Source organism: Epibacterium ulvae, assembly GCF_018678075.1.
Lineage (GTDB): Bacteria > Pseudomonadota > Alphaproteobacteria > Rhodobacterales > Rhodobacteraceae > Epibacterium > Epibacterium ulvae_A.
Window position 1 is genome coordinate 148,017 of the sequence record NZ_JAHHIR010000013.1, and the last position, 23,185, is coordinate 171,201.

General features: G+C 57.1%; 21 protein-coding genes and 1 pseudogene. 10 read left to right on the forward strand and 12 right to left on the reverse strand.

Features of this window, described 5'->3' with window-relative positions:
* Positions 1 to 134: 134 nt before the first annotated feature.
* Together KMP13_RS03515 and KMP13_RS03520 are read left to right on the forward strand one after the other, a co-directional pair.
* A complete protein-coding gene (locus tag KMP13_RS03515) occupies positions 135 to 908 on the forward strand; it encodes a hypothetical protein (protein ID WP_215264167.1) in 774 nt (257 codons plus the stop codon).
* Between the two features lie 87 nt (positions 909 to 995).
* Positions 996 to 1,412, forward strand: a complete 417-nt coding sequence (locus KMP13_RS03520; RefSeq protein ID WP_215264168.1) for a VOC family protein — start codon at positions 996 to 998, stop codon at positions 1,410 to 1,412.
* A gap of 54 nt (positions 1,413 to 1,466) precedes the next feature.
* Here KMP13_RS03520 and KMP13_RS03525 read toward each other — a convergent pair whose 3' ends face one another.
* From KMP13_RS03525 to KMP13_RS03535, 3 genes and pseudogenes are all read right to left on the reverse strand, one after another.
* Positions 1,467 to 1,643: a hypothetical protein gene (locus KMP13_RS03525; protein WP_215264169.1), complete on the reverse strand. Its 177-nt coding sequence runs from the start codon at positions 1,641 to 1,643 to the stop codon at positions 1,467 to 1,469.
* A 254-nt stretch (positions 1,644 to 1,897) separates the two neighbouring features.
* Positions 1,898 to 2,281: pseudogene (locus KMP13_RS21060) on the reverse strand (methyl-accepting chemotaxis protein); the annotation flags it as partial.
* 746 nt (positions 2,282 to 3,027) lie between these two features.
* Positions 3,028 to 3,354 (reverse strand): hypothetical protein, encoded by a 327-nt coding sequence (locus KMP13_RS03535; protein ID WP_215264170.1) that lies wholly within the window; start codon positions 3,352 to 3,354, stop codon positions 3,028 to 3,030.
* A 217-nt stretch (positions 3,355 to 3,571) separates the two neighbouring features.
* Here KMP13_RS03535 and KMP13_RS03540 point away from each other — a divergent pair, with 217 nt between their 5' ends.
* From KMP13_RS03540 to parE, 4 genes are all read left to right on the forward strand, one after another.
* Positions 3,572 to 4,228 (forward strand): DUF1007 family protein, encoded by a 657-nt coding sequence (locus tag KMP13_RS03540; RefSeq protein WP_215264171.1) that lies wholly within the window; start codon positions 3,572 to 3,574, stop codon positions 4,226 to 4,228.
* 19 nt (positions 4,229 to 4,247) lie between these two features.
* The gene (locus KMP13_RS03545; protein ID WP_215264172.1) at positions 4,248 to 5,306 is read left to right on the forward strand and encodes a nickel/cobalt transporter; all 1,059 of its coding nucleotides are present in this window, start codon (positions 4,248 to 4,250) and stop codon (positions 5,304 to 5,306) included.
* 158 nt (positions 5,307 to 5,464) lie between these two features.
* Positions 5,465 to 6,844, forward strand: a complete 1,380-nt coding sequence (locus KMP13_RS03550; RefSeq protein ID WP_251363663.1) for an MATE family efflux transporter — start codon at positions 5,465 to 5,467, stop codon at positions 6,842 to 6,844.
* A gap of 158 nt (positions 6,845 to 7,002) precedes the next feature.
* Positions 7,003 to 8,961 carry a DNA topoisomerase IV subunit B gene (gene parE, locus KMP13_RS03555; RefSeq protein ID WP_215264173.1) on the forward strand — a complete coding sequence of 653 codons (1,959 nt, stop codon included), beginning with the start codon at positions 7,003 to 7,005 and terminating at the stop codon, positions 8,959 to 8,961.
* Here the strand turns inward: parE and KMP13_RS03560 are convergent.
* From KMP13_RS03560 to glpD, 9 genes are all read right to left on the reverse strand, one after another.
* The gene (locus tag KMP13_RS03560; protein ID WP_215264174.1) at positions 8,922 to 9,932 is read right to left on the reverse strand and encodes an SIR2 family protein; all 1,011 of its coding nucleotides are present in this window, start codon (positions 9,930 to 9,932) and stop codon (positions 8,922 to 8,924) included. The genes parE and KMP13_RS03560 overlap by 40 nt on opposite strands.
* A 284-nt stretch (positions 9,933 to 10,216) precedes the next feature.
* Entirely contained in the window at positions 10,217 to 11,716 is a 1,500-nt protein-coding gene (gene glpK, locus KMP13_RS03565) for a glycerol kinase GlpK (protein WP_215264175.1), read from the reverse strand.
* A 180-nt stretch (positions 11,717 to 11,896) separates the two neighbouring features.
* Complete coding sequence (locus KMP13_RS03570; RefSeq protein WP_215264176.1) at positions 11,897 to 13,618, reverse strand: ABC transporter substrate-binding protein; 1,722 nt, start codon at positions 13,616 to 13,618, stop codon at positions 11,897 to 11,899.
* Positions 13,619 to 13,699: 81 nt separating this feature from the next.
* Positions 13,700 to 13,972, reverse strand: a complete 273-nt coding sequence (locus KMP13_RS03575; protein WP_215264177.1) for a DUF2160 domain-containing protein — start codon at positions 13,970 to 13,972, stop codon at positions 13,700 to 13,702.
* A 21-nt stretch (positions 13,973 to 13,993) separates the two neighbouring features.
* Entirely contained in the window at positions 13,994 to 14,854 is an 861-nt protein-coding gene (locus tag KMP13_RS03580) for a carbohydrate ABC transporter permease (RefSeq protein WP_251363664.1), read from the reverse strand.
* A gap of 3 nt (positions 14,855 to 14,857) precedes the next feature.
* Positions 14,858 to 15,727: a carbohydrate ABC transporter permease gene (locus KMP13_RS03585; protein WP_215264178.1), complete on the reverse strand. Its 870-nt coding sequence runs from the start codon at positions 15,725 to 15,727 to the stop codon at positions 14,858 to 14,860.
* On the reverse strand, positions 15,727 to 16,803 hold the full coding sequence (locus KMP13_RS03590) for an ABC transporter ATP-binding protein (RefSeq protein ID WP_215264179.1): 1,077 nt from the start codon (positions 16,801 to 16,803) through the stop codon (positions 15,727 to 15,729). Before KMP13_RS03590 ends, KMP13_RS03585 begins: the two co-directional genes overlap by 1 nt.
* A 15-nt stretch (positions 16,804 to 16,818) precedes the next feature.
* Positions 16,819 to 17,907: an ABC transporter ATP-binding protein gene (locus tag KMP13_RS03595; protein ID WP_215264180.1), complete on the reverse strand. Its 1,089-nt coding sequence runs from the start codon at positions 17,905 to 17,907 to the stop codon at positions 16,819 to 16,821.
* 9 nt (positions 17,908 to 17,916) lie between these two features.
* Positions 17,917 to 19,503 carry a glycerol-3-phosphate dehydrogenase gene (gene glpD, locus KMP13_RS03600; RefSeq protein ID WP_215264181.1) on the reverse strand — a complete coding sequence of 529 codons (1,587 nt, stop codon included), beginning with the start codon at positions 19,501 to 19,503 and terminating at the stop codon, positions 17,917 to 17,919.
* 260 nt (positions 19,504 to 19,763) lie between these two features.
* Between glpD and KMP13_RS03605 the strand changes: the two genes are divergently transcribed.
* From KMP13_RS03605 to KMP13_RS03620, 4 genes are all read left to right on the forward strand, one after another.
* Positions 19,764 to 20,525 (forward strand): DeoR/GlpR family DNA-binding transcription regulator, encoded by a 762-nt coding sequence (locus tag KMP13_RS03605; protein ID WP_215264182.1) that lies wholly within the window; start codon positions 19,764 to 19,766, stop codon positions 20,523 to 20,525.
* 441 nt (positions 20,526 to 20,966) lie between these two features.
* Positions 20,967 to 21,728 carry a hypothetical protein gene (locus KMP13_RS03610; protein WP_215264183.1) on the forward strand — a complete coding sequence of 254 codons (762 nt, stop codon included), beginning with the start codon at positions 20,967 to 20,969 and terminating at the stop codon, positions 21,726 to 21,728.
* Between the two features lie 5 nt (positions 21,729 to 21,733).
* Positions 21,734 to 22,402, forward strand: coding sequence for a DNA-3-methyladenine glycosylase I (locus KMP13_RS03615; RefSeq protein WP_215264184.1), 669 nt, complete (start codon positions 21,734 to 21,736; stop codon positions 22,400 to 22,402).
* Complete coding sequence (locus tag KMP13_RS03620; protein WP_435370335.1) at positions 22,402 to 23,082, forward strand: hypothetical protein; 681 nt, start codon at positions 22,402 to 22,404, stop codon at positions 23,080 to 23,082. The genes KMP13_RS03615 and KMP13_RS03620 overlap by 1 nt, the downstream gene beginning before the upstream one ends.
* The last annotated feature ends 103 nt before the right edge of the window (positions 23,083 to 23,185 follow it).

Here is a 23,185-nt window from a genome sequence, read left to right on the forward strand (position 1 = left end):
TGCTCACCCCTGAACACTCTGCCAACCAGCTAATCCAAGCCAAACGCAGTTGCTTCCATCTGTGGCACGCGTTTCGCTTCCATTTTCATCTCTCCTACTTAAACTACAACCACACGCGAAAAGAGGTAAGAGGCATGTCATTGCAACCCGTCGGTCGCCTCGTCAAAGCCGATAAGAAAGGCATTCTTCCCCGCATCGGGCGCCCGCCGCATCTGGACTGGTCTTCTGTGCTGCAAGAAGTCACCTCAAAACTTCAACAGGAATTTGCAAACGGTGCTTTTTCGGTCGTGGTCCGGGGTTCAGTAGCTCGCGGTGCGTCGGCCGACGAAGCCGCTGACCTGGATCTTGTCATCCTAACAGATGGCAGGCCATCGGGTGGCAAAGCCCACCCTGCAAACCTGCTACGTAGCCAGACAATGCCGACGCTGTCGATTGAGGTTTCTTGTGTAGATTACAAAGCTCTGCAAACGGAAAGTAGATGGGCCTGGATGCAGTTTATGTTGGCTCACAATGGCCACACATTCTTTGGCCCTGATAGGCTTGCACGCCTACCTGAACCGCGCCTTGGCCCACACTGCTATGCGCATTTGGCGCATGCAGACAGATGGCTAAATGATTGGCCCATCTACTGGGAGGAGGACAAAGACTATACCGCGATTTGCCAGTGGCTGATGAAACGCATCGTACGTTCTTTGTTTGAAAGCCAGATCATGCGGATCAACGCATTCAGCCGAGATATTTATCCCTGTACCCTTGTCGCAATGGAGGCCTTTCCCGGCCTAAGATCAACGATTTACCACGCGGCAGAACTTGCAATCAACCCAACTACGGATCGTCACATCATAGAGAAAGTCGTGCGAGTTCTCACCGAACTCTTGCTTTTGAAACAGGCTGAATTCACAGTTTGACGTGTAAACTGCGCACTAATGCGTGCACTCGCCGACCAGTTCTTGAGTGTCGAACTGCCCCCAGCCCACCGACGAGGAATGCCCTAAATGATTGCCTATGTCACAGTTGGCGCCACCGATATCGCGCGCGCGAAACGGTTTTACACCGCGTTCCTGCCCGCCCTTGGTTATGGGTTGACCGAAGGGGCCGAGGGGCTCAGCTTTGTGTTGCCAGTCCCGACAGGCGAACGCCCTGTATCGCCTGATTTCTATGTAAAACCGCCCTTTGATGGCGGCCCAGCCACGGCGGGAAATGGTGCGATGGTCGCGTTTGAGGCACATAGCCAGCAACAGGTCTGCGACCTTCATGCAGCGGCGCTCGCGACTGGTGGCACGAACGAGGGGCCGCCGGGATTTCGCCCCGATTATGGCGCGCATTTCTACGTCGGCTACTTACGCGATCCAGATAGCAACAAGATCGCGCTGTTTTCCAGCGACCCTGATGAGCCCGGGCGAGACGACTAACCCAGCGTGGCAACCATCGACCGCAAAGCCTCGCCGCGTTAACGCAAGCAGTGCTTACTTGCCGTCGCGGGCGGCTTTTTCTTCTTTGGTCAGCTTGCTGTTCCACACATTGTTGCTGAGCCCCATTTCAGGTTTTTGCGGCTTGGTCTTGCCAACAGTCACCTTGCCGCCCTTGTTCAGAAATTCCTGAATGAGCGCATCATCGGTGGTGTCTTTGGGAACATGTTTCATCGGCTATCCTATCCGCAGTTGCGCGACCTGCCCCATTTGGGCATCCGGTCGCTCCACGCTGACAGGTTACCGAGGCAAGCACAACAGAATGTGACAATGCGCCCGCCGACCAAAACGGAAAACTGGCCTCCCACGATATCCCATCACACGGAGGGACATCGCAAAAGGCCAGCATCTCTTCTTTCATTCAGCGCGCGCTCTCAGGCTGCGTTGAAGATGTCATCCTCGGAGCTATGAGCCGAATATGACGTCCCGCTAGAAGACAGCTGGAACCGAGTCACAAGCCCTGCCAGTTTCTCCGCATCGGAGTTCAACATGTGACCAACGGCCGTGGTTTCTTCGACCATGGCGGCGTTTTGCTGGGTCACACGGTCCAGCTCGGACACGCCGGTGTTGATCTCGTTCAACCCGTTCGCCTGTTCCGAAGCGCCTTCGGCAATACCCGACATCAGACCAGAGAAATGGTTGACCTGCTCCACGATTTTCTGGATCGCGGTGCCTGCTTTGCTGACCAGGTCCACACCGGTTTCAACCTGACGGGAGCTGTCGCCGATCAATGTCTTGATCTCAGTCGCCGCATCGGTCGAGCGTTGCGCAAGGCCACGCACTTCCGAGGCACGGGCAATCTCACCAGCGCCATTGTTGATCCCATGGGTGACATCCATCACCTGCACAATCGTCTCTTTCAAAGCGTTGACAGTGGTGTTGAAGTTCTGCCGCAAAGTCTCGTATTCAAAGGTGAATTTCGTCTCGATCTCGCAATCCAGCTTGCCCTCTACCAGATCGCCCAAATGATCGCCCAGGGTTTCAACCACCTCGTTGGCAGCTTTCTGGCTGGCGGTCGCCTTGGCTTCGGCTGCGGCGGCTGCTTTGGCTTGTGCCTCTGCTTCGGCCTGTTTGGTTGCCAATTCGGCATCTGCGGCGCGGCGTTGCATCTGGCTGACCAACAGACAGCCGGTCTCCAGCACCACAATACCTGCGTGCAACACGGTGCGGGCCAGATTGTCCATCACGGCGCCGCCCGGGTAGACCAGTTCTGGAAGAAAAACGCTTAACGACAGGTGATGGGTCACCACCAGAACACAGGCATAAATCAGCGCCGCCATACTGCCTACTGTGGGGACAATCTCTAAAGCCACAAAGAACAGCATTTGCGCGTCAATCTGCCAGGCGTGGCCGCCCGGCGCAGAGGTGAACAAAATACAATGCCCCACAAAGCAGAAGCTGAGCACAAATTCTCGCTTGGCTATGCTGACACTGTTCGACAAAAACGCCGCAAACCCTAACGCGAGACTGAGCGCGCCAAACAGACACAAATTTTCCAGGCCACTCAGAAAATGTGCGGCCAAGGCAGGGTTCGGCATCAAAATCCAACTTGCGATCTTTAGCACAAGGCCTTCTTTGGCATTGCTTTGGGGTGCGGAAGCAGACTCCTCCGTTCCTTGTACGCGCTTAGTTCTAACACTTTCTCTCCGTTGACCACGACCAAAGCTCCATTGTCAAAAAGTCGTTCAATAACTTCGCTGCTTTCCAATTTCACAAACGCGCTAAGAGGCGGCTTTACCGAGGACACCTCTGGCGCATTCGTCAGCTCCGCAATTTCATGTGCAGCCCTCAGATTTGATTTTGACAAAACCAAGGCAACTTCTCCTACGGCTGGCTTTTCCTGCATGACAAGCGAAAGCGCCATGAAAATCGCTGCAATAATCATGAAAATCGGCCTGTGCATTGCACCCTCTTGACAGCTTCGTTAGAGTAAAGATGCCTCAATAAAGGCGTTCAGTTTAAGAATTTCGAATACCTCACGTTCGCCCATTACGTGCAACTTTATAGAGTCTCAATCAAATCTCGGCACATCTTCGCGCGTACGCCAAACCGAAACCGACCCGCAACTTGCAACCGGGCCCTCCCCCCGCTACCTGTAGAATATGCGGATAAAACCCCTTCTTGCTCCCTTGGCTCTAGCAGCCGCGATTGCGCCCGCGATGACAGCGGCGCATCCCCATATCTTTGTTGACTTGTCGCTCTCGCTCAGAATCGACGATCAGGGACAGCTTTTGGGGGTCGAGGTGACATGGGCATATGATGACTTTTACTCACTGCTCATTTTTGAGGACCGCGCCCTGGACAATGACTTCGACGGGGAGCTGAACGCGCCAGAGTTGCAACAGCTTCAGGGCTTTGATCTGAACTGGAGCGACGGGTTTGAAGGCGACACCTATGTCACACGGTCCGAGACCCCGCTTGCGCTTGCCGCGCCGCAACCTCTTAGCACCGAAGTCCGCGCAGGCCGGATCACTACGACCCATTTCCGCCCGCTGGCCGAGCCGCAGGATGTCGATGGGTTGACCATCCAGATTTACGATCCGACCTATTACACTGCCTATGATCTGGAAATGCGCGTGCAGCTGCCCACCGCGACCAATTGCGTCGCCAGCGTGCAGGAAGCCAACCTCGACCAGGCCTATACGCTGGTTGAGGAAAGCCTTTATTCGCTATCGACCGCTGAGGCGGAGGATGCCTTCCCCGAAATCGGTCAATCCTTTGCAGATACAGTCAGGATCTCCTGTGCCCACGGATCATAGCTCTTCCAGCAGTTTTCAAATGCCAACCCGGTCAGTCTGGCTAGGGATCGGCGCACTTGTGTGTCTGGCGGCTGCGATCTGGTTATGGGGGGGTGGCGGCGCCAATCGGTTGGCCGCTTGGGCGGCGAATGAACAGCATCAGGTGCAAAACGCCCTCGCCCAGGCGCTGCGCGCGCTCAAGACCAACCAACCTGGCGCGCTTTTGTCCCTGCTCAGCCTGTGTTTCGCCTATGGTTTCTTTCACGCGGCCGGCCCCGGACATGGCAAGCTGGTGATCGGCGGCTATGGTTTGGGTCAGAAAGTAGCGATGAAACGGCTGATCGGCCTAGCCATCGGCTCTTCCCTGGCGCAGGCCGGCACTGCGATCCTGTTGGTCGTGGGCGGGCTGTCGCTATTGGACTGGGGCCGCGTGGAGCTGACGGGCCTGACCGAAGAGGTTCTGGCACCGCTGTCTTATGGTTTGATCGCGCTGCTGGGCCTATGGCTGGCGCTGCGGGGCGGACGCAAACTGTGGCCGCACATCCGGCATCAGGCACTGCATGGAACTCTGCAAGGTCATGGGCACAATCCCTCCAAGGATGGCACACAGCACAACAGTTTGGGACGCAGGCTCAGACACAGCCTGAACCCACACGGTGTGGATGATCACACGCACGCCCACTCGCATATTCACCCCACACACCATCACGACGCGGACCTTCACGACGCCAGTGTTTGCCCAGATTGCGGCCATCGACACGGTCCAACATTAGACGAGGTCGCAAACACCAAAACCCTTCGTGATGCGCTGGCCATTATGGCTAGCGTCGCTGCGCGTCCCTGTACCGGAGCCGTGTTTCTGCTGTTGCTGACATGGCGGCTGGATCTGATGACGGCGGGTGTTCTGGGCACTCTGGCCATGGGGCTGGGCACCGCCAGCATTACCATCGCAGTTGCCGTCGCCTCGGTCACCTTTCGGACTGGCACCCTGTCGCGCTTGTCCGGACCTCGCGCCCGAACAAGCGCGGCAACAATGGAACTGGTCGGCGGTCTGATCATCCTGCTGGTTGCCAGCCAAATCGTTTTGCGTCTGATCTGATCCGTCAGTCTCAGCTCCACACAGAGCATGTCGCAAACTGACATGAGTTGGCCGCAAACGACGCCTTTGATCGGTGCCAAAGAGCACAGCTCTCTGTGTGCGGCCTTGCGGGCAAAAAATTCCCTTGAAGCCCAAAATTTCCGCATCTAAGCAAAAGCATGACAAACGCGGCAACACCCTCCCCCACAGTTATGACGCCAACAGGCCATGCGCGCGCGATTGCGATCCTGGGCCTGCCTTTGATCGGCGGCCATGTGGCACAATTCACCATCAGCCTGACCGATGCCGCCATGCTTGGCTGGTACAGCGCTTCGGCACTGGCAGCGGTGACATTGGCGGCGTCGTACTTCCACGCGATCTTCCTGTTTGGCGCGGGCTTTGCCTTTGCAGTGCTGCCACTGGTCGCCAAAGCCGCAGGTGCCGGGGACAACCGCTTGGCGCGGCGCGCCAATCGCATGGGCATGTGGCTGTCGATCCTCTATGGTGCCATAGCTTTGCCGGCCTTTGTCTGGTCGGAACCGATCCTGCTCAGCCTCGGCCAAGATCCACAAGTCGCCATGGACGCGGCTGAATACCTGACGGTGATGGGCTGGGGCATTATTCCGGGCCTGTCCATCATGGTGCTGAAATCGACCTTTGCGGCGCAGGAACACACCAAGATCATCCTGATCACCCAGATCGCCACCGCGGTGGTGAATGCGGCGGTGAACTATGTGCTGATCTTTGGCAACTTCGGCGCACCGGAATTGGGTCTGATGGGGGCTGCTCTTGCCTCGCTGGTGACTGTCAGCATCAGCACCATCATTTTGTTGATCTGCAGCCAGCGCATTCTGCCCGAACAAGAGTTGTTTCGCAATTTCCACCAGCCCGACTGGGAAATGTTCACCCGCCTGCTGCGCCTGGGCGTGCCGGTCGGCCTGACCACCCTGGCCGAAGTCTCGCTGTTTACCGCCTCGGCCCTGATGGTTGGCTGGATTAGCCCGCTGGCCCTGGCCGCACATGGGATCGCCGCCAACCTGTCGGGCATCACATTCATGGTGCACATAGGGCTGTCCAATGTGGCCACCATCCGGGTTGGCAATGCGATCGGACGCAAAGACATGTTCCACCTGATGCGCGGCGCACGCGTTTTGATGGCCATATCTCTGGGTGCTTCTGCAACGACTGTCCTGGTATTTCTGCTGTTTCCCGAAACCTTGATCGGGTTGTTCATCAGTCCTGACGACCCCGACCGCCCCATGATCCTGGCGACAGGCGTCAGCTTTGTAATCGTCGCCGCATTCTTCCAATTGGTTGATGGGCTGCAGTCGCTTGAACTGGGCCTTCTGCGCGGTATGCAGGACGCCACGGTACCCATGGGCGTCGCCGCTTGCGGCTATTGGCTCATCGGCCTGCCCGCAGGCTATGTGTTGGCCTTCCCGCTGGGGTTTGGCGGAGTTGGCGTCTGGTACGGTATGTTGATCGGCCTGAGCGCGGTCGCAGGCGCCCTCCTGTGGCGGTTCCGTCGCCTGACCGCAGAGCCACACGCGCTCTTTTGAGGCCTGCCTAAACACAGGGATCGCGCGCCCGGCAAAACACCGCATGCACGCCCTCTTATCCACAGCCCCTAGCGTCCCCCTTTCGCTAGCCCACAACTGCTGCCATAATGGTAGCCAACAAACATCAAATCACATCCATTTGAGAGCAGCCCCAACACATGGCAGACGATCTTCTTTCTACGCCCCAAGCCGAAGTCTATGATGCATCCTCCATCGAAGTCCTCGAGGGATTGGAACCGGTGCGCCAACGACCTGGCATGTATATCGGTGGTACGGACGAACGCGCGCTGCACCATATGGTGGCTGAAATCCTCGACAACTCGATGGACGAGGCTGTGGCTGGCCACGCCAACCGGATCGAGGTCGAGCTGCACGCCGACTACTCCATCACCGTACGCGACAATGGCCGCGGCATCCCGATTGACCCCCACCCCAAGTTTCCGGACAAATCCGCGCTTGAGGTGATCCTGTGTACCCTGCACGCCGGTGGTAAATTCTCGGGCAAGGCCTATCAGACCTCCGGTGGTCTGCACGGCGTTGGCTCCTCGGTTGTGAACGCGCTCTCGGACATCATGGTGGTGCAAGTCGCCAAGAACAAAGAGCTATATGAACAGAAATTCTCACGCGGCCTGCCCTTGGGCGGCGTGGAAAAGATCGGCGCAGCCCCCAACCGGCGCGGCACGTCTGTAAACTTCCACGCGGATGAGATGATCTTTGGCTCCCACCGGTTCAAGCCCAAACGCCTGTTCACACTGGTCCGCTCCAAGGCCTATCTGTTCTCGGGCGTTGAGATCCGCTGGAAATCCGCCATCGACGACGGCGAGACCCCAACCGAGGCCACATTCCACTTCCCCGGCGGCCTGCGCGATTATTTGTCCGAAGTTCTGGGCAAAACCACCACCTATTCCGAGGCCCCCTTTGGCGGCAAAGTCGAGTTTGGCGACAAGTTTGGCGAACCTGGCTATGTGGAATGGGCGATCAACTGGACACCCGCGCGTGACGGCTTCACCCAGTCTTATTGTAACACCGTCCCCACCCCCGAAGGCGGTACCCATGTCGCTGGCTTCTGGGCCGCCATCCTCAAGGGGATCAAGGCCTACGGCGAGCTGGTCAGCAACAAAAAAGCCGCCCAGATCACCCGCGATGACCTGATGGTGGGCGGCTGCGCGCTGGTCTCCTGCTTCATCGCGGATCCTGCATTTGTCGGCCAGACCAAGGACCGCCTGTCGACAGAAACCGCCGCCAAAATGGTGGAACAATCGGTGCGCGATCACTTTGACAACTGGCTGGCCGCCGACACCAAATCCGCCGGTGCCATCCTTGATTTCCTGATCCTGCGCGCCGAAGAACGTCTGCGCCGCAAACAAGAAAAAGAGACCCAGCGCAAATCAGCCACCAAGAAACTGCGCCTGCCGGGTAAGCTGACCGACTGTACCGCCAAAAACCGCGCGGGCACCGAACTGTTCATCGTGGAGGGCGACTCGGCTGGCGGCTCCGGCAAAGGCGCGCGCAACCGCGAGAACCAGGCGCTTTTGCCGCTCAAGGGTAAGATCCTGAACGTGCTCGGCGCGGCCTCCTCAAAACTTGGCTCCAACGCGGAAATTCGCGATCTATGTGAGGCGCTTGGCGTCGGGCTTGGCACTAAATTCAACCTCGATGACCTGCGCTATGACAAGATCATTATCATGACCGATGCGGACGTCGACGGCGCCCATATCGCATCGCTCCTGATGACCTTCTTCTTCACCCAGATGCGCCCGCTGATCGACACCGGCCACCTGTACCTCGCCTGCCCGCCCCTGTTCCGCCTGACCCAAGGCGCCAAACGCGTCTATTGTCTGGACGAGGCAGAACGTGATGCGTGGATGGAAAAAGGTCTAGGCGGCAAAGGCAAAATCGACGTCTCCCGCTTTAAGGGCTTGGGTGAAATGGACGCCAAAGACCTGAAAGAGACCACAATGGACCCCAAAACCCGGAAATTGATCCGGGTCACCATAGACGAGGATGAACCGGGTGAGACCGGCGACCTTGTCGAACGTCTGATGGGCAAAAAACCCGAGCTGCGCTTCCAATACATTCAGGAGAACGCGAAGTTCGTGGAGGAGTTGGATGTTTGAGCTTCAGTATTAGGGTCCCATTGCCAACTATTAAAATCCACCATCCTATTGACTACCCAGAAACGTACAATTGATAGGCCTAGCCTTCTATTCCATTCCGTCGCCGCTTGAAATCCGCCATCGTCTGCATACTCCGGCTTGTTTCGGCCAACAACCTCGACCGTTTTACCCGCAAAGTAGTGTCGGATCATGTTATTCAAATGAATGTCGTTTCCACCATACCCAAACAGCACCAGAGAGTCAGATTCGGTCATTGCCTCGCCTAATTTAGCCCAATAGTTACGTAGTAATGGACTTGCGGAAATAACAGCAGCTTTGTGTTGTACTGGTGCCAACACTAAATGTGTCGAAGAGTGCCCTATAAGGCCATTCACGCCAGCCAAGCTTGTCTTCTTAATGTCGCCTGCCTGACTCGTGTAATACAAGGGGCTGCCGTGCAGATGTAAGTAGAACCCTTGCTCCGACGGTCGATAGCGAACTAAGTTCTCCTCACTAAAGCTACCTTGAAAACCGTCAATTAGGCTCGGTCGGTTCCCAAACAAGGAACTTCCAATAAACGACTGGTATAGCAAAGCGTCGTAGTTCAATGTGGCGATATGGCTACCTGTGTCTTTCACACTTTCGACCAGGGCAGTCACAAACTCATTCGGGAGAGAATGATTGAGCTGGTGAAAGTAGGTAGCTGCCCGGTGGATATATCGCCTGATCGCGTCTGGGAACTGCCTCCCTGTGTCATTAAGCCAACCAACGCTTCCAGAAATTTCCACTTTAGCGATTTCATCACAGGCAGCGAGCACCCGCTGTAATTTATCGAGCTGTTCTTCCTCCTTCGGTGCCATAGTAATATCGCTTTCCAATACCTCTTCAGGCAAGCAACGATGGATGAGCTTTTTGTGCTCATTTGATAATACTGCATTGTCGTCCCATGCAGTCTGAAGAGCCATAGACAAATCATACTCTTCGTTGGACAACGACCTCCCTAGGCCGTTGCCAAAAACATATAACTTCCTCAAGGCCACACCCTGTATCTGCAATATAAAAGATCGAATCAACCATAAGCATATCAAAAAAACATGCTTTAGATGTCAAGAGCAGGACGGCTCCCCTCAACAAATGTACCACCGGCTTGCCAAATACGCCTGTAACCTCCGCATCAAAGAACAAAGGCAGCCCAATTTCAGGCCGCCTTTTTCATCTTTTTTCAAATACTTTCGCCGAAGGCTCTCCTAGCATGAACCCGCGCAGTCGCCCGAAACTAAAACGCCAACGTACTCTCCACCGCGCGTTTCCAGGCAGTGTATTTGTCGGCGCGCACCTCTGCGTCCATCGTGGGACGGAACTCGCGATCAAGCGCCCAACCCTTGGCGAACTCTTCCTGATCGGGCAGCACGCCCATTTTCATGCCCGCAAGCCAGGCCACACCCAGCGCCGTGGTCTCCAGCACTTTGGGACGGTCCACCGGCGCGTTTGTGATGTCAGCGAGGAACTGCATCGTCCAGTCCGACGCGCTCATCCCGCCGTCGACCCGCAGCACCGCCTCGCCGGTATTGGCCCCCCCCGTCTGCTCCCAATCGGCGCGCATGGCATCGATCAGATCGCGGGTCTGGTAGCCGACACTTTCCAATGCCGCCTTGGCCAGTTCACTAGGGCCAGAGTTACGCGTCAGACCATAGATCGCACCGCGACATTCCGGGTTCCAATAGGGCGCGCCCAATCCGGTGAAGGCGGGCACCATGACCACGGATTGCGCGGGGTCTGCGGTATCGGCGAGCCCTTGGGTTTCCGACGCCTCGCGGATGATCTTGAGCCCGTCGCGCAGCCATTGCACCACCGCGCCTGCGATAAAGATCGACCCTTCCAGCGCGTAAGTAGGCTTGCCATTCAGTTGATAGGCAATGGTGGTCAGCAGACGGTTATTGGATTTAACCGGCACATCGCCGGTATTGAGCAGCGCAAAACACCCCGTCCCATAGGTGGATTTCAGCATCCCCGGCTGGAAACAGGCCTGCCCGACCGTGGCCGCCTGTTGGTCCCCCGCCACCCCCCGGATCGGCAGCGCACGGCCAAAGAGATCTGCGCGGCAGTCTCCGAACTCATCGGCGCTGTCCTTAACCTCGGGCAGCATATTCATCGGGATATCAAACAGATCACAGATCGTCTGGCTCCACCGCCCCTTGCGGATGTCATAGAGCATGGTGCGCGCGGCATTGGTTGCATCGGTGACGTGGCGCTGACCGCCGGTCATTTTCCAAATCAGGAAACTGTCGATGGTGCCAAACAACAGCTCCCCCCGACGGGCGCGGTCGCGCGCGCCCTCCACATGGTCCAGGATCCACTTCACCTTGGTGGCTGAGAAATAAGGGTCAATCAACAGCCCAGTGCGGTCGGCGAACATCTCGCTATGGCCGGCCTCTTGCAGGCTGCGGCAATATTCGGCCGTGCGCCGGTCTTGCCAAACTATGGCGTTGTAGATCGGCTTGCCGGTTTCTGCATCCCAAACCACCGTTGTCTCACGCTGGTTGGTGATCCCAATCGACACGATATCCGCGACACTCACGCCCGCACGTTCTATTGCCGCGCGGCAGGTTCCCGCCGTTGTCGCCCAAAGATCATCCGGATTGTGTTCAACCCAGCCAGATTGTGGGAAAAACTGTGGAAATTCTTCCTGCGCAGAGGCCACCGGCAACAGGCTTTGGTCAAACACAATGGCGCGGGTGGATGTGGTGCCCTGATCAATGGCAAGAACATATGTCATGGGTGTGTCTCTTGTTGGGTCCGCCGCTTGGGGGCGGTTGTGTGACTGTGGCGCAGATGCGCCGAACTGGCCAGTCTTGCGATACAGCGTGGGCCCCCGGTGGGCGATCGGCAAGATCTAGAATTCAACAGGATGGGGGCGTCGCTCAGACGCCCCCATCCCCCGCATGTCAAACCAGGCTTACTGCCAGGATTTGATCAGCTCATCATAGGACACCGTCTTGGGAGCCTCATCTTCATTGGCGAGCTTGGCATAGGGTGCACCCGGCTGGGCGTACCAATAATCCGCGTCTTGCTCGTCATTCAGCACTGGCCCCAGATCACCCTGAACGCCTGCGCGCTCCAGACGTTGCAGCACGCGTTCTTGGTCGGAACACAGTGCATCCAGCGCCTCTTGTGGGGTTTTGGCACCGGACATTGCGTCGCCAATGTTCTGCCACCACAGCTGCGCTAGCTTTGGATAGTCAGGAACGTTGGTGCCGGTGGGCGACCACTGAACGCGCGCAGGCGAACGGTAAAATTCCACCAGACCACCCAGCTTGTCAGCACGGTCGGTAAAGTGCTGGCTGTCGATTGTGCTTTCACGGATGAAGGTCAAACCTACGTCTGATTTTTTGAGATCCACAGTTTTCGACACCACAAACTGGGCATAAAGCCAGGCCGCTTTGGCGCGATCAACAGGTGTGGATTCCATCAACGTCCAGGACCCGGCGTCTTGATACCCGATCTTCTGGCCGTCTTTCCAATAAGCGCCATGCGGGCTGGGTGCCATGCGCCATTTGGGGGTGCCGTCCTGGTTCATCACCGGCAAACCAGGCTCTACCGTTGCGGCGGTAAAGGCGGTGTACCAGAACATCTGCTGCGCCACATTGCCCTGCGCCGGGATCGGACCCGCCTCAGAGAATGTCATGCCAGCAGCTGCGGGCGGTGAGTATTTATCAAGCCATTCAATGGCTTTGGTCACCGCGTAAACCGCAGCAGGTGCGTTGGTTGCGCCGCCACGTGCCACACAGGATCCGGTGGGTTGTGAGTTCTCGTTGACACGAATGCCCCACTCATCAACCGGCAGGCCGTTAGGCTCGCCCGCGTCGCCCATGCCAGCCATGGACATCCACGCATCGGTATAGCGCCAACCCAGGGATGGGTCTTTCTTGCCGTAATCCATGTTACCAAAGACATCGCCTTTGACGTCAAGGTGGCTCAGATCGCGACCGGTGAAGAACTCGGCGATATCCTCATAGGCGGACCAGTTCACCGGCACGCCCAAGTCATAGCCAAAGGCGGCTTTGAAATCGGCCTTGTTCTTTTCGTCGTTGAACCAATCGTACCGGAACCAATAAAGGTTCGCGAACTGCTGAGTTGGCAGCTGGTACAGTTTGCCATCAGGGCCAGTGGTAAAGCTGGTGCCGATAAAGTCATCCAAGTCTAGGGTCGACAGGGTCACATCCGCGCCCTCACCCGCCATCCAGTCGGTCAGGTTACGCACCTGCTTGTACCGCCAATGGGTCCCGATCAGGTCACTGTCGTTGATATAGGCGTCATAGATGTTTTCACCAGACTGCATCTGTGTCTGCAGCTTTTCAACCACATCACCTTCGCCGATCAGGTCATGTGTAACCTTGATGCCGGTGATCGCTTCAAAGGCCGGTGCCAGCACTTCGCTTTCGTACTGGTGGGTAGTGATGGTCTCGGACACTACTTTGATGTCCATGCCGGCAAAAGGCTTCGCTGCATCGACAAAGAATTGCATCTCGGCTTCTTGCTCTGCACGTGGCAGAACCGACAAATCGCCGATTTCCGAGTCCAGGAACGCTTTCGCGGCCTCCATATCCGCCAAAGCCGGACCGCTCAACATGCCAAGTGCCAGCGCAAGCGCGGTACTCGATTTTAGTGTGAACTTCATAATTTCCTCCCATTTATAAGCTCATACTCGTTTCACTGCCTCCCAATGCCGCGCGTGGCAAAGGGAAGTCAGATCTTTGTGCTACACCCAGCGAAACACCGCTGTGGCGTAGATCAGGCAGACCACCAGCGCCAAAGGCTGGTTAGTGCCCACAAGTCCCAGCCAGCCCAAATTGATAAAGGCCGAACCAAGAAGCGTGATAAAAAGACGATCTCCACGTGTCGTCTCAGTTCCCAGAACACCGCGGCGCGGCGTTTCGGGGAATTTGATTGCTAGAACGGTGAAGGTGATCAGCGTTGTGGCAATAAAGATGAAGAACAAAGCCGTCGGCCAGGTCCAAGCCATCCAATCCATGATGTCTCTCCTCCGGTCTGGTTACACACGGCCCAGGGCAAAACCCTTGGCGATGTAATTGCGTACGAAGTAAATCACGAGCGCACCGGGCACGAGCGTCAGCACACCTGCTGCGGCCAATACCCCCCAGTCAATGCCTGCGGCTCCCTGGGTTCGGGTCATGATTGCTGCGATGGGTTTTGCATCCACTGTGGTCAACGTCCGGCTCAGAAGCAGTTCCACCCATGAAAACATGAAGCAGAAGAACGCCGCGACCCCGATGCCTGATGAAATCAGCGGCATAAAAATCTTCACGAAGAACCGACCAAAGCTGTAGCCGTCGATATATGCCGTCTCGTCGATCTCCTTGGGCACGCCGCGCATGAAGCCTTCCAAGATCCAAACCGCCAGTGGCACGTTGAACAGACAATGCGCCAGCGCCACCGCGATATGGGTGTCAAACAACCCCACGGATGAATAGAGCTGAAAGAACGGCAGCGCAAAAACAGCGGGCGGCGCCATACGGTTGGTCAGCAGCCAAAAGAACAGATGCTTGTCACCAAGAAAGCTGTACCGGCTAAAGGCATATGCCGCAGGTAAAGCGACCGCGAGCGAAATCACCGTATTCATCACCACATAGGTCAATGAGTTGACATAGCCCATGTACCAGGCCGGATCGCTGAGGATCGTGGCGTAATTGGCAAATGTCAGATCCCGTGGCCACAGGGTGAAACTGTTCAGGATCTCGGTATTGGTCTTCAGGCTCATATTCAGCAGCCAGTAAATCGGCAGCATCAAAAAGATCAGGTAGCAGGCCATCACAAGGACCGAACCTTTGATGGCGATGCGCTTTTTCTTCGCCGGGGCAATCGCCAAAGTGTTTGTCGCAGTTGCGTCACTCATCGCTCAACCCTCCCGTTTTTCCATAGTGGTCATGATGGTGTAGAACACATAGGCAAGCGTCAGGATCACCAGGTTATACATGATCGAAAACGCAGCCGCCGGTCCCAGATCGAATTGGCCAAGCGCCATTTTCACAAGGTCAATGGACAGCAACGTCGTTGCATTGCCCGGACCACCGCCAGTGACCACAAATGGCTCGGTATAGATCATGAAACTGTCCATGAACCGCAGCAAAATGGCGATCATCAAAACACCCATCATCTTGGGCAGCTCGATATAGCGGAAGATTTTCCAACGCGACGCCTGGTCAATTTTGGCGGCCTGATAGTAAGCATCCGGAATGGATTTCAATCCGGCAAACGCCAACAGTGCCACCAATGAGGTCCAGTGCCAGACATCCATCACAATGATGGTGGCCCAGGCAGCAAACACATCCTGCGTATAGTTGTAATTGATGCCCAGCGCATCCAGCGTATAGCCAAGCAGCCCGATATCGACCCGACCAAAGATCTGCCAGATCGTGCCGACAACATTCCACGGCACCAACAATGGCAGTGACATCAGAACCAGACAAAAGCTGGACCAGAACCCGGATTTGGGCATGTTCAACGCTACAAAAATGCCCAGCGGGATCTCGATCGCCAGAATAATGCCCGAGAACATCAACTGACGGCCCAACGCATCCCACATCCGTTCGGAATGCAGCATCTCTTCAAACCATTCGAGCCCAGCCCAGAAGAACTGGTTGTTGCCGAAAGTGTCCTGTACCGAATAATTCACCACGGTCATCAACGGGATAACCGCCGAAAACGCGACCAGGATCAGAACCGGTAGGATCAGGAACCACGCTTTTTGATTGACTGTCTTTTCCATCAAGCAGCCTCCCCTTCCTGCAACCAGTCGTTCTGGTAGACATTGACCCGTCCCGGCGCAAAGGTGACCCGGTTCATATCAGCTGAGATTTCGGTGCCTTCGGCCGCGACAATATTCATCTCGGTGCCGAACAGGTCGACGCGCACGATTTTGTGGCGGCCTACGTCTTCGACGCGACGTACATTGACCGGCAGGCCATCGCCTTGTGTCAGGGTGACAAATTCGGGTCGCACGCCAATCTCAACCTTACCGTCGAGGCTTTGAAATGCGCGATCCAGCTGTACCTGTGCCCCGTGTACGGTGGCCACGGTGCCCGTCACCGAAGCCGGGACAACATTCATTCCCGGCGAGCCGATGAAATAGCCCACAAACGTATGTTGCGGCTTGTTAAACAGCTCTTCCGGTGTACCGATCTGCACCACACGTCCATCATACATCACCACAACCTTATCCGCGAAAGTCAGCGCCTCGGTCTGGTCATGGGTCACATAGATCATCGTGTGGCCAAATTGGTGATGCAGGGATTTCAGCTGGGTGCGTAGTTCCCACTTCATATGCGGGTCGATCACGGTCAGTGGCTCGTCAAACAACAGCGCATTCACATCTTCGCGCACCATCCCACGGCCAAGAGAGATCTTTTGCTTTGCATCGGCTGTCAGGCCCCGCGCGCGTCGATCCAGCTCGGCTTCCATACCGATCATCTGGCCGATTTGTTGCACACGGTCGGCAATGTATTTGGGATCCGCACCACGGTTTTTGAGCGGAAACGCAAGATTGTCGCGTACGCTCATAGTGTCATAGACCACCGGGAACTGGAACACCTGCGCAATATTGCGATCCGCAGTCGATGCGTGTGTTACATCCACGTCATCAAACAGAATGCGCCCTTGGCTTGGCTGTAGCAGACCCGAGATGATGTTCAACAGCGTTGACTTTCCACAACCGGACGACCCCAAAAGCGCATAGGCTTCCCCATCGGTCCAGACGTGGTTCAGTTCTTTCAGCGCAAAGTCATCCTCGCCTGTCGGTCTCGACAGATAAGAATGCGCTAGATTATCAAGCGTAATTTTTGCCATGCTATGACCCCCTCCTCATGCGGCCAAAGCGTATGAGGCCGGAGCAACAAGCGCCCCCTCCTCATCAAAGATGTAGACATGCGCCGGATCCAAATAGACGTTCAGCGCCGCACCGAGTTCAAGGTTATGAACGCCGTGTACCAGCCCAACCCAGTTCTCACCGTGATGATCCAAATGGACAAAGGTCTCAGACCCGGTAAGCTCGGTCACCACAAGGCGGGTTTCAAACGTCATCAGACCGGCACTATGGGCCTTGATCTCAACATGGTTGGGCCGGAACCCAGCCACATAGCGACCATCTGCCAGATCTGCCATCGGACCCACCGCAGGCGCGGTCTGTCCATCGCCAAACATGATCTTTTGACCGGTCTTGGCGACCTTTAGGAAATTCATCGGCGGATCGCTAAAGACCCGCGCCGTGGTCGCGTCCACAGGCTGGCGATAAACCGTAGGCGTTAGACCGAACTGGGTCACCCGCCCTTCCCACAAGGCTGCTGTATTTCCCCCCAACAAAAGCGCCTCTTCAGGCTCGGTTGTGGCGTAGACAAAGATTGATCCAGCCTCTTCAAAGATCTTGGGGATTTCCACCCGCAGCTCTTCGCGCAGTTTGTAATCAAGGTTCGCCAAAGGCTCATCCAGCAGTACCAAGCCTGCATCCTTGACCAAGGCGCGCGCCAGTGCACAACGTTGTTGTTGACCTCCCGACAATTCCAACGGTTTACGCTGCAACATAGGTGTCAGCTGCATCAGATCCGCAGCCTTGTTCACCGCCGCCTCGATCTCTGCGTTGGATTTCCCCATCAAACGCAAAGGTGAGGCGATATTGTTAAAAACCGTCATGGACGGGTAGTTGATGAACTGTTGATAGACCATCGCCACCTGCCGGTCCTGGACCCGCTGGCCGGTTACATCTTCTCCTTCCCAGAAGATCCGGCCTTTGGTCGGCGCATCCAAGCCCGCCATCAGCCGCATCAAAGATGTCTTGCCAGATTGGGTCGGCCCCAACAGCACGTTCATTGTGCCTTTGTTCAACGTTAGATCTGTTGGATGAATATGCGTCGCACCATTCACCACTTTTGAGACGTTCTTAAATTCGAGCGTCATGCCTCCCCCTTACTCCGCTGCTGCGACAACCCCCGCAGCTCGACGGGTTTTCATCCATTGGTCCAAGGTGGAAATCTCTTCCTCACTCAGACGTAGACCCAATTTGCTCCGCCGCCACACAACATCCTGTGCGCTGCGGGCATATTCCTTATCCATCAACCAGCAGACTTCGCGCTCGCATAGCGTCGCTCCAAAGTCTTGGCCTAGATCCTCCTGGGTTGTGACGCCCTCCAACATTTCACCACATTCGGTTCCATAGGCCCGCACCAGTCGCAACGCCCAACGTTGCGTCACAAAGGGCAGGCGCGCGCGCAGGTTCGCCACTAGCTGATCAACGCCGTCCACCGGGAAATCTCCGCCCGGCAGCGCGACACCTGCGGTCCAGGGCGCGCCCACTTTGGGAAAGACTTCTGTAATTTTCTCCAGCGCGCTTTCGGCCAGACGACGATAGGTGGTGATCTTGCCACCAAAGACATTCAGCGCCGGTGCGCCGCGTGAGCGATCCAACTGCAAGACGTAATCTCGTGTCGCCGCCGTCGCGCTGCTGGCCCCATCATCATAGAGCGGCCGAACCCCGGAATAGCTCCAAACCACATCATCCGCGGCAATTGGATTAGCCAGATACTGGTTGATGAACTGGATCAGGTAATCGCGTTCTTCGTCGGTGCATTCAGGTTTGCTATCGGCGTCCGTGTGATCGGCATCGGTGGTGCCGATCAAGGTGAAATCTGTCTCATAGGGTATGGCAAAGATAATGCGTCCGTCTGTGCCTTGCAAGAAATAGCATTTATCGTGGTCAAACAGACGCTTGGTGATGATATGTGATCCACGTACCAGGCGCACGCCACTGGTGACATTACTGCGCAAAGTGCCGCGCAAGACGTCGCCAACCCAAGGCCCCGCTGCATTGATCACCATACCCGCCGTCACGGTCTGCTCTTCGCCGCTGGCCATATCACGCAAGGTGACGTGCCAAATGCCATCCACAACATCGGCTGAGGTGACTTTATGCCCGGGCATGATCTTGGCACCGCGCGCTTCGGCGTCACGGGCATTCAGCACCACCAGTCGAGAGTCTTCGATCCAGCAATCGGAATATTCATAGGCTTTGGCGAATTTTGATATGAGTCCCCGCCCCTCCACACTGGTTTTTAGATCCAATTTGGCCGTCCCCGGCAGGATCTCGCGCCCGCCCAGATTATCATACAAGAACAGCCCCAACCGGATCAGCCACGCAGGTCGCCGCCCCTTCATCCAAGGCATCATCCGGCTCAACAGTTTCGAGGTCGGCGTGGTGGCGTCAAACCGCATGCTCTTGTGATAGGGCAGCAAAAAGCGCATCGGCCAGGCGATATGGGGCATTGCCCGCAACAACGTCTCCCGCTCGATCAGCGCTTCGCGGACCAGCCGAAATTCGAAATACTCCAGATAGCGCAGACCTCCATGAAACAGCTTGGTCGAGGACGCCGATGTGGCAGAGCCAATATCGTTCATCTCGGCCAGACCCACGTTCAATCCGCGCCCTGCTGCATCGCGTGCAATGCCGCAGCCATTGATCCCCCCACCAATTACCAGCAGGTCGAATGTCGTTTTCATCTGATCCTCCGCTTCCACCAAATTTGGTGTGCGCGCAGAAATTGACAAAAAACGATCGCAAATGGAAGCGTAAAATGTTCGTTTTCGCGCGAAATTTGACAAATATATAAAAATAAACGAAAAGAATCGCGCATCAAACGCGAAAGTACGCGCATCTTTGGTCGCTCAATTCGTGACACTCCGAACAGAGCTGTTTGCGCCAATGCGCGGTTTCGCGCTATGACGCCCCAACGGCCCACCAGACACAAAGGCACGCCAGCATGGTGCAGACGCTGCGAAAACCCGAGATCATCAATATCGCCCGCCGGGAAGGCAAGGTGACAGTTGATGGTTTGGTGGAGCATTTCGGCGTCACGCCCCAGACCATCCGCCGCGATCTGACCGAACTGGCAGATGTGGGAGAGCTGGAGCGGGTCCACGGCGGTGCCATCCTGCCCTCGACCACCGCCAATATCGGTTATAGCGAGCGGCGCGATCTGAACCTCGCAGCCAAAGTCGACATCGCACGCGAATGTGTCAAACACATCCCCAATGACTGCTCGCTGTTTCTCAACATTGGCACCACGACCGAAGCGGTCGCCGCCGAGCTGCAAAACCACGTGGGCCTTCTGGTGGTCACCAATAACGTCAATATCGCCACCATCCTGTCAGCTAAGCCGGACATTCAGGTGGTGGTCACCGGCGGCAATCTGCGGCGCTCTGACGGAGGGTTGATTGGCGAGCTGGCACGTAACACCATCGCCCAGTTCCGTTTTGACTATGCGGTGATTGGCTGCTCGGCCCTTAATGCCCAGGGCGACATCATGGACTACGACATCCAAGAGGTCGGCGTCAGCAAGGCGATCATCAATCACAGCGATCAGGTAATCTTGGCCGCTGATGTCTCCAAATTCGAGCGCAAGGCACCGGTGCGCATCGGCTCCCTTGCGGATGTGGACATGTTTATTACCAATGCCGCCCTGCCCCAAAGCTGCAGCGATGCCTGCAGTGCAGGCGCGACCAAAGTGATTGCTGTCAGCTAGATCCAAAGCGTTGCCGATGCAGCGCACGCCCCGCTTTCGGCTCCTTAACCGCAAGTCGCCATACTGCGCTGGTCCGGACAGACCCGCCCCATGGCCTGACACCCCAAGGGGCACCACGCACCAGGAGAGACGGGACAGCGCGCCTCCCCCGACACCTTGCCGCGGGCCTAAAACCCCCGCCAACAGGTGCAGGACCGCGCCCAAGGACCCGAGCGCTCACCCCTTGCCGGGGATTTCCCGGCCCGGTCTCCGCCCTTTGGCGGCCGCCACTTTTAAACGACCCCAATCGCCGACCCTGATCGCCACCGCCGTGTTTCGCAAAGGTCCAGATCAGCACAGCCGTAAAATTGTGAACCCGCCAACCTGCACAAACGGTTGATCGGGCCTCTTGTTGCGCCCTAAGCTTGGGCCCAGTTCACCCGACGGAGCCCATCCCATTTCATGAGTTTTATTGCCGACAATCAGCTGCCCCTGATCTCCTTGTTCTTTGTGATGGGCTGCGGCGGCACCCTGTTTCTGTTTCGCAAACCCGCAGGCCACCGCGCCTGGCGTATCGCCGATCTGGTCTGGGTGGTTCTGGGCGGCTTTGGCGCCATTGCCGCCGTGATCGCCGGGATCTACGCTGAGGATTCCTCGCGCATCGACCGCCAGATCGACATTGCCTTTGCCGCCACCGACGCTTTTGACCGCGACGCCGCCCGTTTCCGCCTGCGGTTCTGTGACCCCGCCTATGACCCGGATACGGCGGTGTTATGTGACAAGGTCGAGTTCCTGTCCGCCTCCACCGCAGGCAATGCCGAACTGCCACTGTTCCTCGCCGTCACCCGCGAGGTCGCGCCCCTGCAGGGCTTGCAGATCTTTGCCCCCGACACACCGATGGCCGAGATGTCCGACAAGAAAGCTCGCGTCGATGCCTTTGACCCTGAACCGTTTTTGATCTTTACCGCCCTGGATGTCAGCACCAGAATCGCTGTCGACAATCTGCGCCGCAAAGTGCCCGCCATCGCGGGCGACTATCTGATTATCGCACGCGCCTATGATGATCTGATTGCCCAAGTCGACCAGCTCAAAACCGAATGGGAGGTCCTGCAGGCCAATGCCCATATCCTGCTGCTGCAAGTCATCGCCCTCTGCCTCGTCAGCTTTGCCGCGCCCTTTCGCCTTGGCAAATCACTGGTCGAACTGGCCCCAAAACGGAACTGACCCCCATGCGCCCCTTTGATGAGATCTACGATATCGCCGCCGACCGTCAGGGCGGGGTCGCAGCGCTCGAGGCACGTCTCGACGACGGCCTGCGCGGACCAGCCCCGGATATCACCAACCTGCCCGAGGACCGCTGGCTGGCCACCATGACCAAATGCGTCTTTCAGGCTGGTTTCCAGTGGAAGGTGATCCAGGCCAAATGGAACGGGTTTGAAGCGGCCTTTCACGGCTTTGACATCGGCCGCAATGCGATGATGAATGACGAAGGGTTCGACGCGCTGATCCGGGACACCCGCATAGTGCGCAACGGTGCCAAGATCCAGACCGTGCGCGACAATGCCGCCCTTCTGCTGGAGTTGCGGGCGGAAGGCGGCGCGGGCAAGGTTCTGGGCGGTTGGCCATCCGAGGATTACATCGGCCTGCTGGAGATGCTCAAGAAACGCGGCAGCCGGTTGGGTGGTGCCACCGGGCAAATTGCCATGCGATTTGCGGGTCGCGATGCCTTTATCCTGTCCCAGGACGTCACCGCGCGGCTGATTGCTGAAGGGGTGATCGACAAGCCTGCCACCTCCAAGGGGGCGTTGAAAAACGTGCAAGAGGCCTTTAACATTTGGGGCCAACAATCGGACCGCAGCCTGACTGAGATGAGCCGCATCCTGGCGTTGAGCCTATGATGCTACGCGCGCTTTTGGTGCTGTTGCTGGTCCTGTCCGCCTGTGGACGTCCCCTGACGATTGAGGAACGCGCGTTCCTGGGCGACATCCACGGCGACGCGCTGAACCTCGACCGTTTGCGCCTGGTCAAAGGGGCGCCGGTGGTGCCCATCACCATCCATCGCCAGACACGTCCCCGTGTGGCCTGCCGCGAACGGATCCTGCCGCCCGCCAAACCCGGAATTGTCCGTGCCCGGCCTGCAGCCATTGCGCTGTTCAACCGGGTGTTCCTGACCAAGGACTGGTATGAGCCAAACCACATGCCCCGCTTTCCCGACCGGCTGCATCTGGTCGAAGCCATGCTGATCGCCCATGAGGCCACCCATGTCTGGCAATGGCAAAACCGCGCGGTGACCGGCTATCACCCCTTGCGGGCAGCGGCGGAACACGGCGGTGCGGATGACCCCTATCTGTTTGAATTGGCTGAGGATCGCCAGTTCCTAGATTACGGTTTCGAACAACAAGGCGCGATTGTCGAAGAATACGTCTGCTGCCGCGCCCTGAACCCCCAAGGCGCGCGCACCCACCGTCTGCACGGCATGCTCGGCGCGGCAATGCCCGTCGCCCCCCTGCCCAAGGCGCGCGAATACGATGTGGTGCTGCCGTGGAAAGACGCGGAGCTTTCGGGCATCTGCACCTAGGCGCAGTATATCACTTCGGACGCAACGGCACAGCTATGTTTGGTTGTAACCCCGCCGCTTGCGGGCAATGGTGCCAAGGGCGAAGCCGCCTTGCGCCGCGCAC

Excerpts from the sequence above, each read along its gene's own strand:
- KMP13_RS03605 (WP_215264182.1), top strand. The coding sequence starts at position 19,764 with ATGGTGCAGACGCTGCGAAAACCCGAGATCATCAATATCGCCCGCCGG.
- KMP13_RS03515 (WP_215264167.1), top strand. The coding sequence starts at position 135 with ATGTCATTGCAACCCGTCGGTCGCCTCGTCAAAGCCGATAAGAAAGGC.
- KMP13_RS03570 (WP_215264176.1), bottom strand. The coding sequence starts at position 13,618 with ATGAAGTTCACACTAAAATCGAGTACCGCGCTTGCGCTGGCACTTGGC.
- KMP13_RS03545 (WP_215264172.1), top strand. The coding sequence starts at position 4,248 with ATGCCAACCCGGTCAGTCTGGCTAGGGATCGGCGCACTTGTGTGTCTG.
- parE (WP_215264173.1), top strand. The coding sequence starts at position 7,003 with ATGGCAGACGATCTTCTTTCTACGCCCCAAGCCGAAGTCTATGATGCA.
- KMP13_RS03575 (WP_215264177.1), bottom strand. The coding sequence starts at position 13,972 with ATGGATTGGATGGCTTGGACCTGGCCGACGGCTTTGTTCTTCATCTTT.
- KMP13_RS03590 (WP_215264179.1), bottom strand. The coding sequence starts at position 16,803 with ATGGCAAAAATTACGCTTGATAATCTAGCGCATTCTTATCTGTCGAGA.
- KMP13_RS03580 (WP_251363664.1), bottom strand. The coding sequence starts at position 14,854 with ATGAGTGACGCAACTGCGACAAACACTTTGGCGATTGCCCCGGCGAAG.
- KMP13_RS03615 (WP_215264184.1), top strand. The coding sequence starts at position 21,734 with ATGCGCCCCTTTGATGAGATCTACGATATCGCCGCCGACCGTCAGGGC.
- KMP13_RS03535 (WP_215264170.1), bottom strand. The coding sequence starts at position 3,354 with ATGATTATTGCAGCGATTTTCATGGCGCTTTCGCTTGTCATGCAGGAA.
- KMP13_RS03550 (WP_251363663.1), top strand. The coding sequence starts at position 5,465 with ATGACAAACGCGGCAACACCCTCCCCCACAGTTATGACGCCAACAGGC.
- glpK (WP_215264175.1), bottom strand. The coding sequence starts at position 11,716 with ATGACATATGTTCTTGCCATTGATCAGGGCACCACATCCACCCGCGCC.
- glpD (WP_215264181.1), bottom strand. The coding sequence starts at position 19,503 with ATGAAAACGACATTCGACCTGCTGGTAATTGGTGGGGGGATCAATGGC.
- KMP13_RS03620 (WP_435370335.1), top strand. The coding sequence starts at position 22,402 with ATGCTACGCGCGCTTTTGGTGCTGTTGCTGGTCCTGTCCGCCTGTGGA.
- KMP13_RS03595 (WP_215264180.1), bottom strand. The coding sequence starts at position 17,907 with ATGACGCTCGAATTTAAGAACGTCTCAAAAGTGGTGAATGGTGCGACG.
- KMP13_RS03520 (WP_215264168.1), top strand. The coding sequence starts at position 996 with ATGATTGCCTATGTCACAGTTGGCGCCACCGATATCGCGCGCGCGAAA.
- KMP13_RS03610 (WP_215264183.1), top strand. The coding sequence starts at position 20,967 with ATGAGTTTTATTGCCGACAATCAGCTGCCCCTGATCTCCTTGTTCTTT.
- KMP13_RS03585 (WP_215264178.1), bottom strand. The coding sequence starts at position 15,727 with ATGGAAAAGACAGTCAATCAAAAAGCGTGGTTCCTGATCCTACCGGTT.
- KMP13_RS03540 (WP_215264171.1), top strand. The coding sequence starts at position 3,572 with ATGCGGATAAAACCCCTTCTTGCTCCCTTGGCTCTAGCAGCCGCGATT.
- KMP13_RS03525 (WP_215264169.1), bottom strand. The coding sequence starts at position 1,643 with ATGAAACATGTTCCCAAAGACACCACCGATGATGCGCTCATTCAGGAA.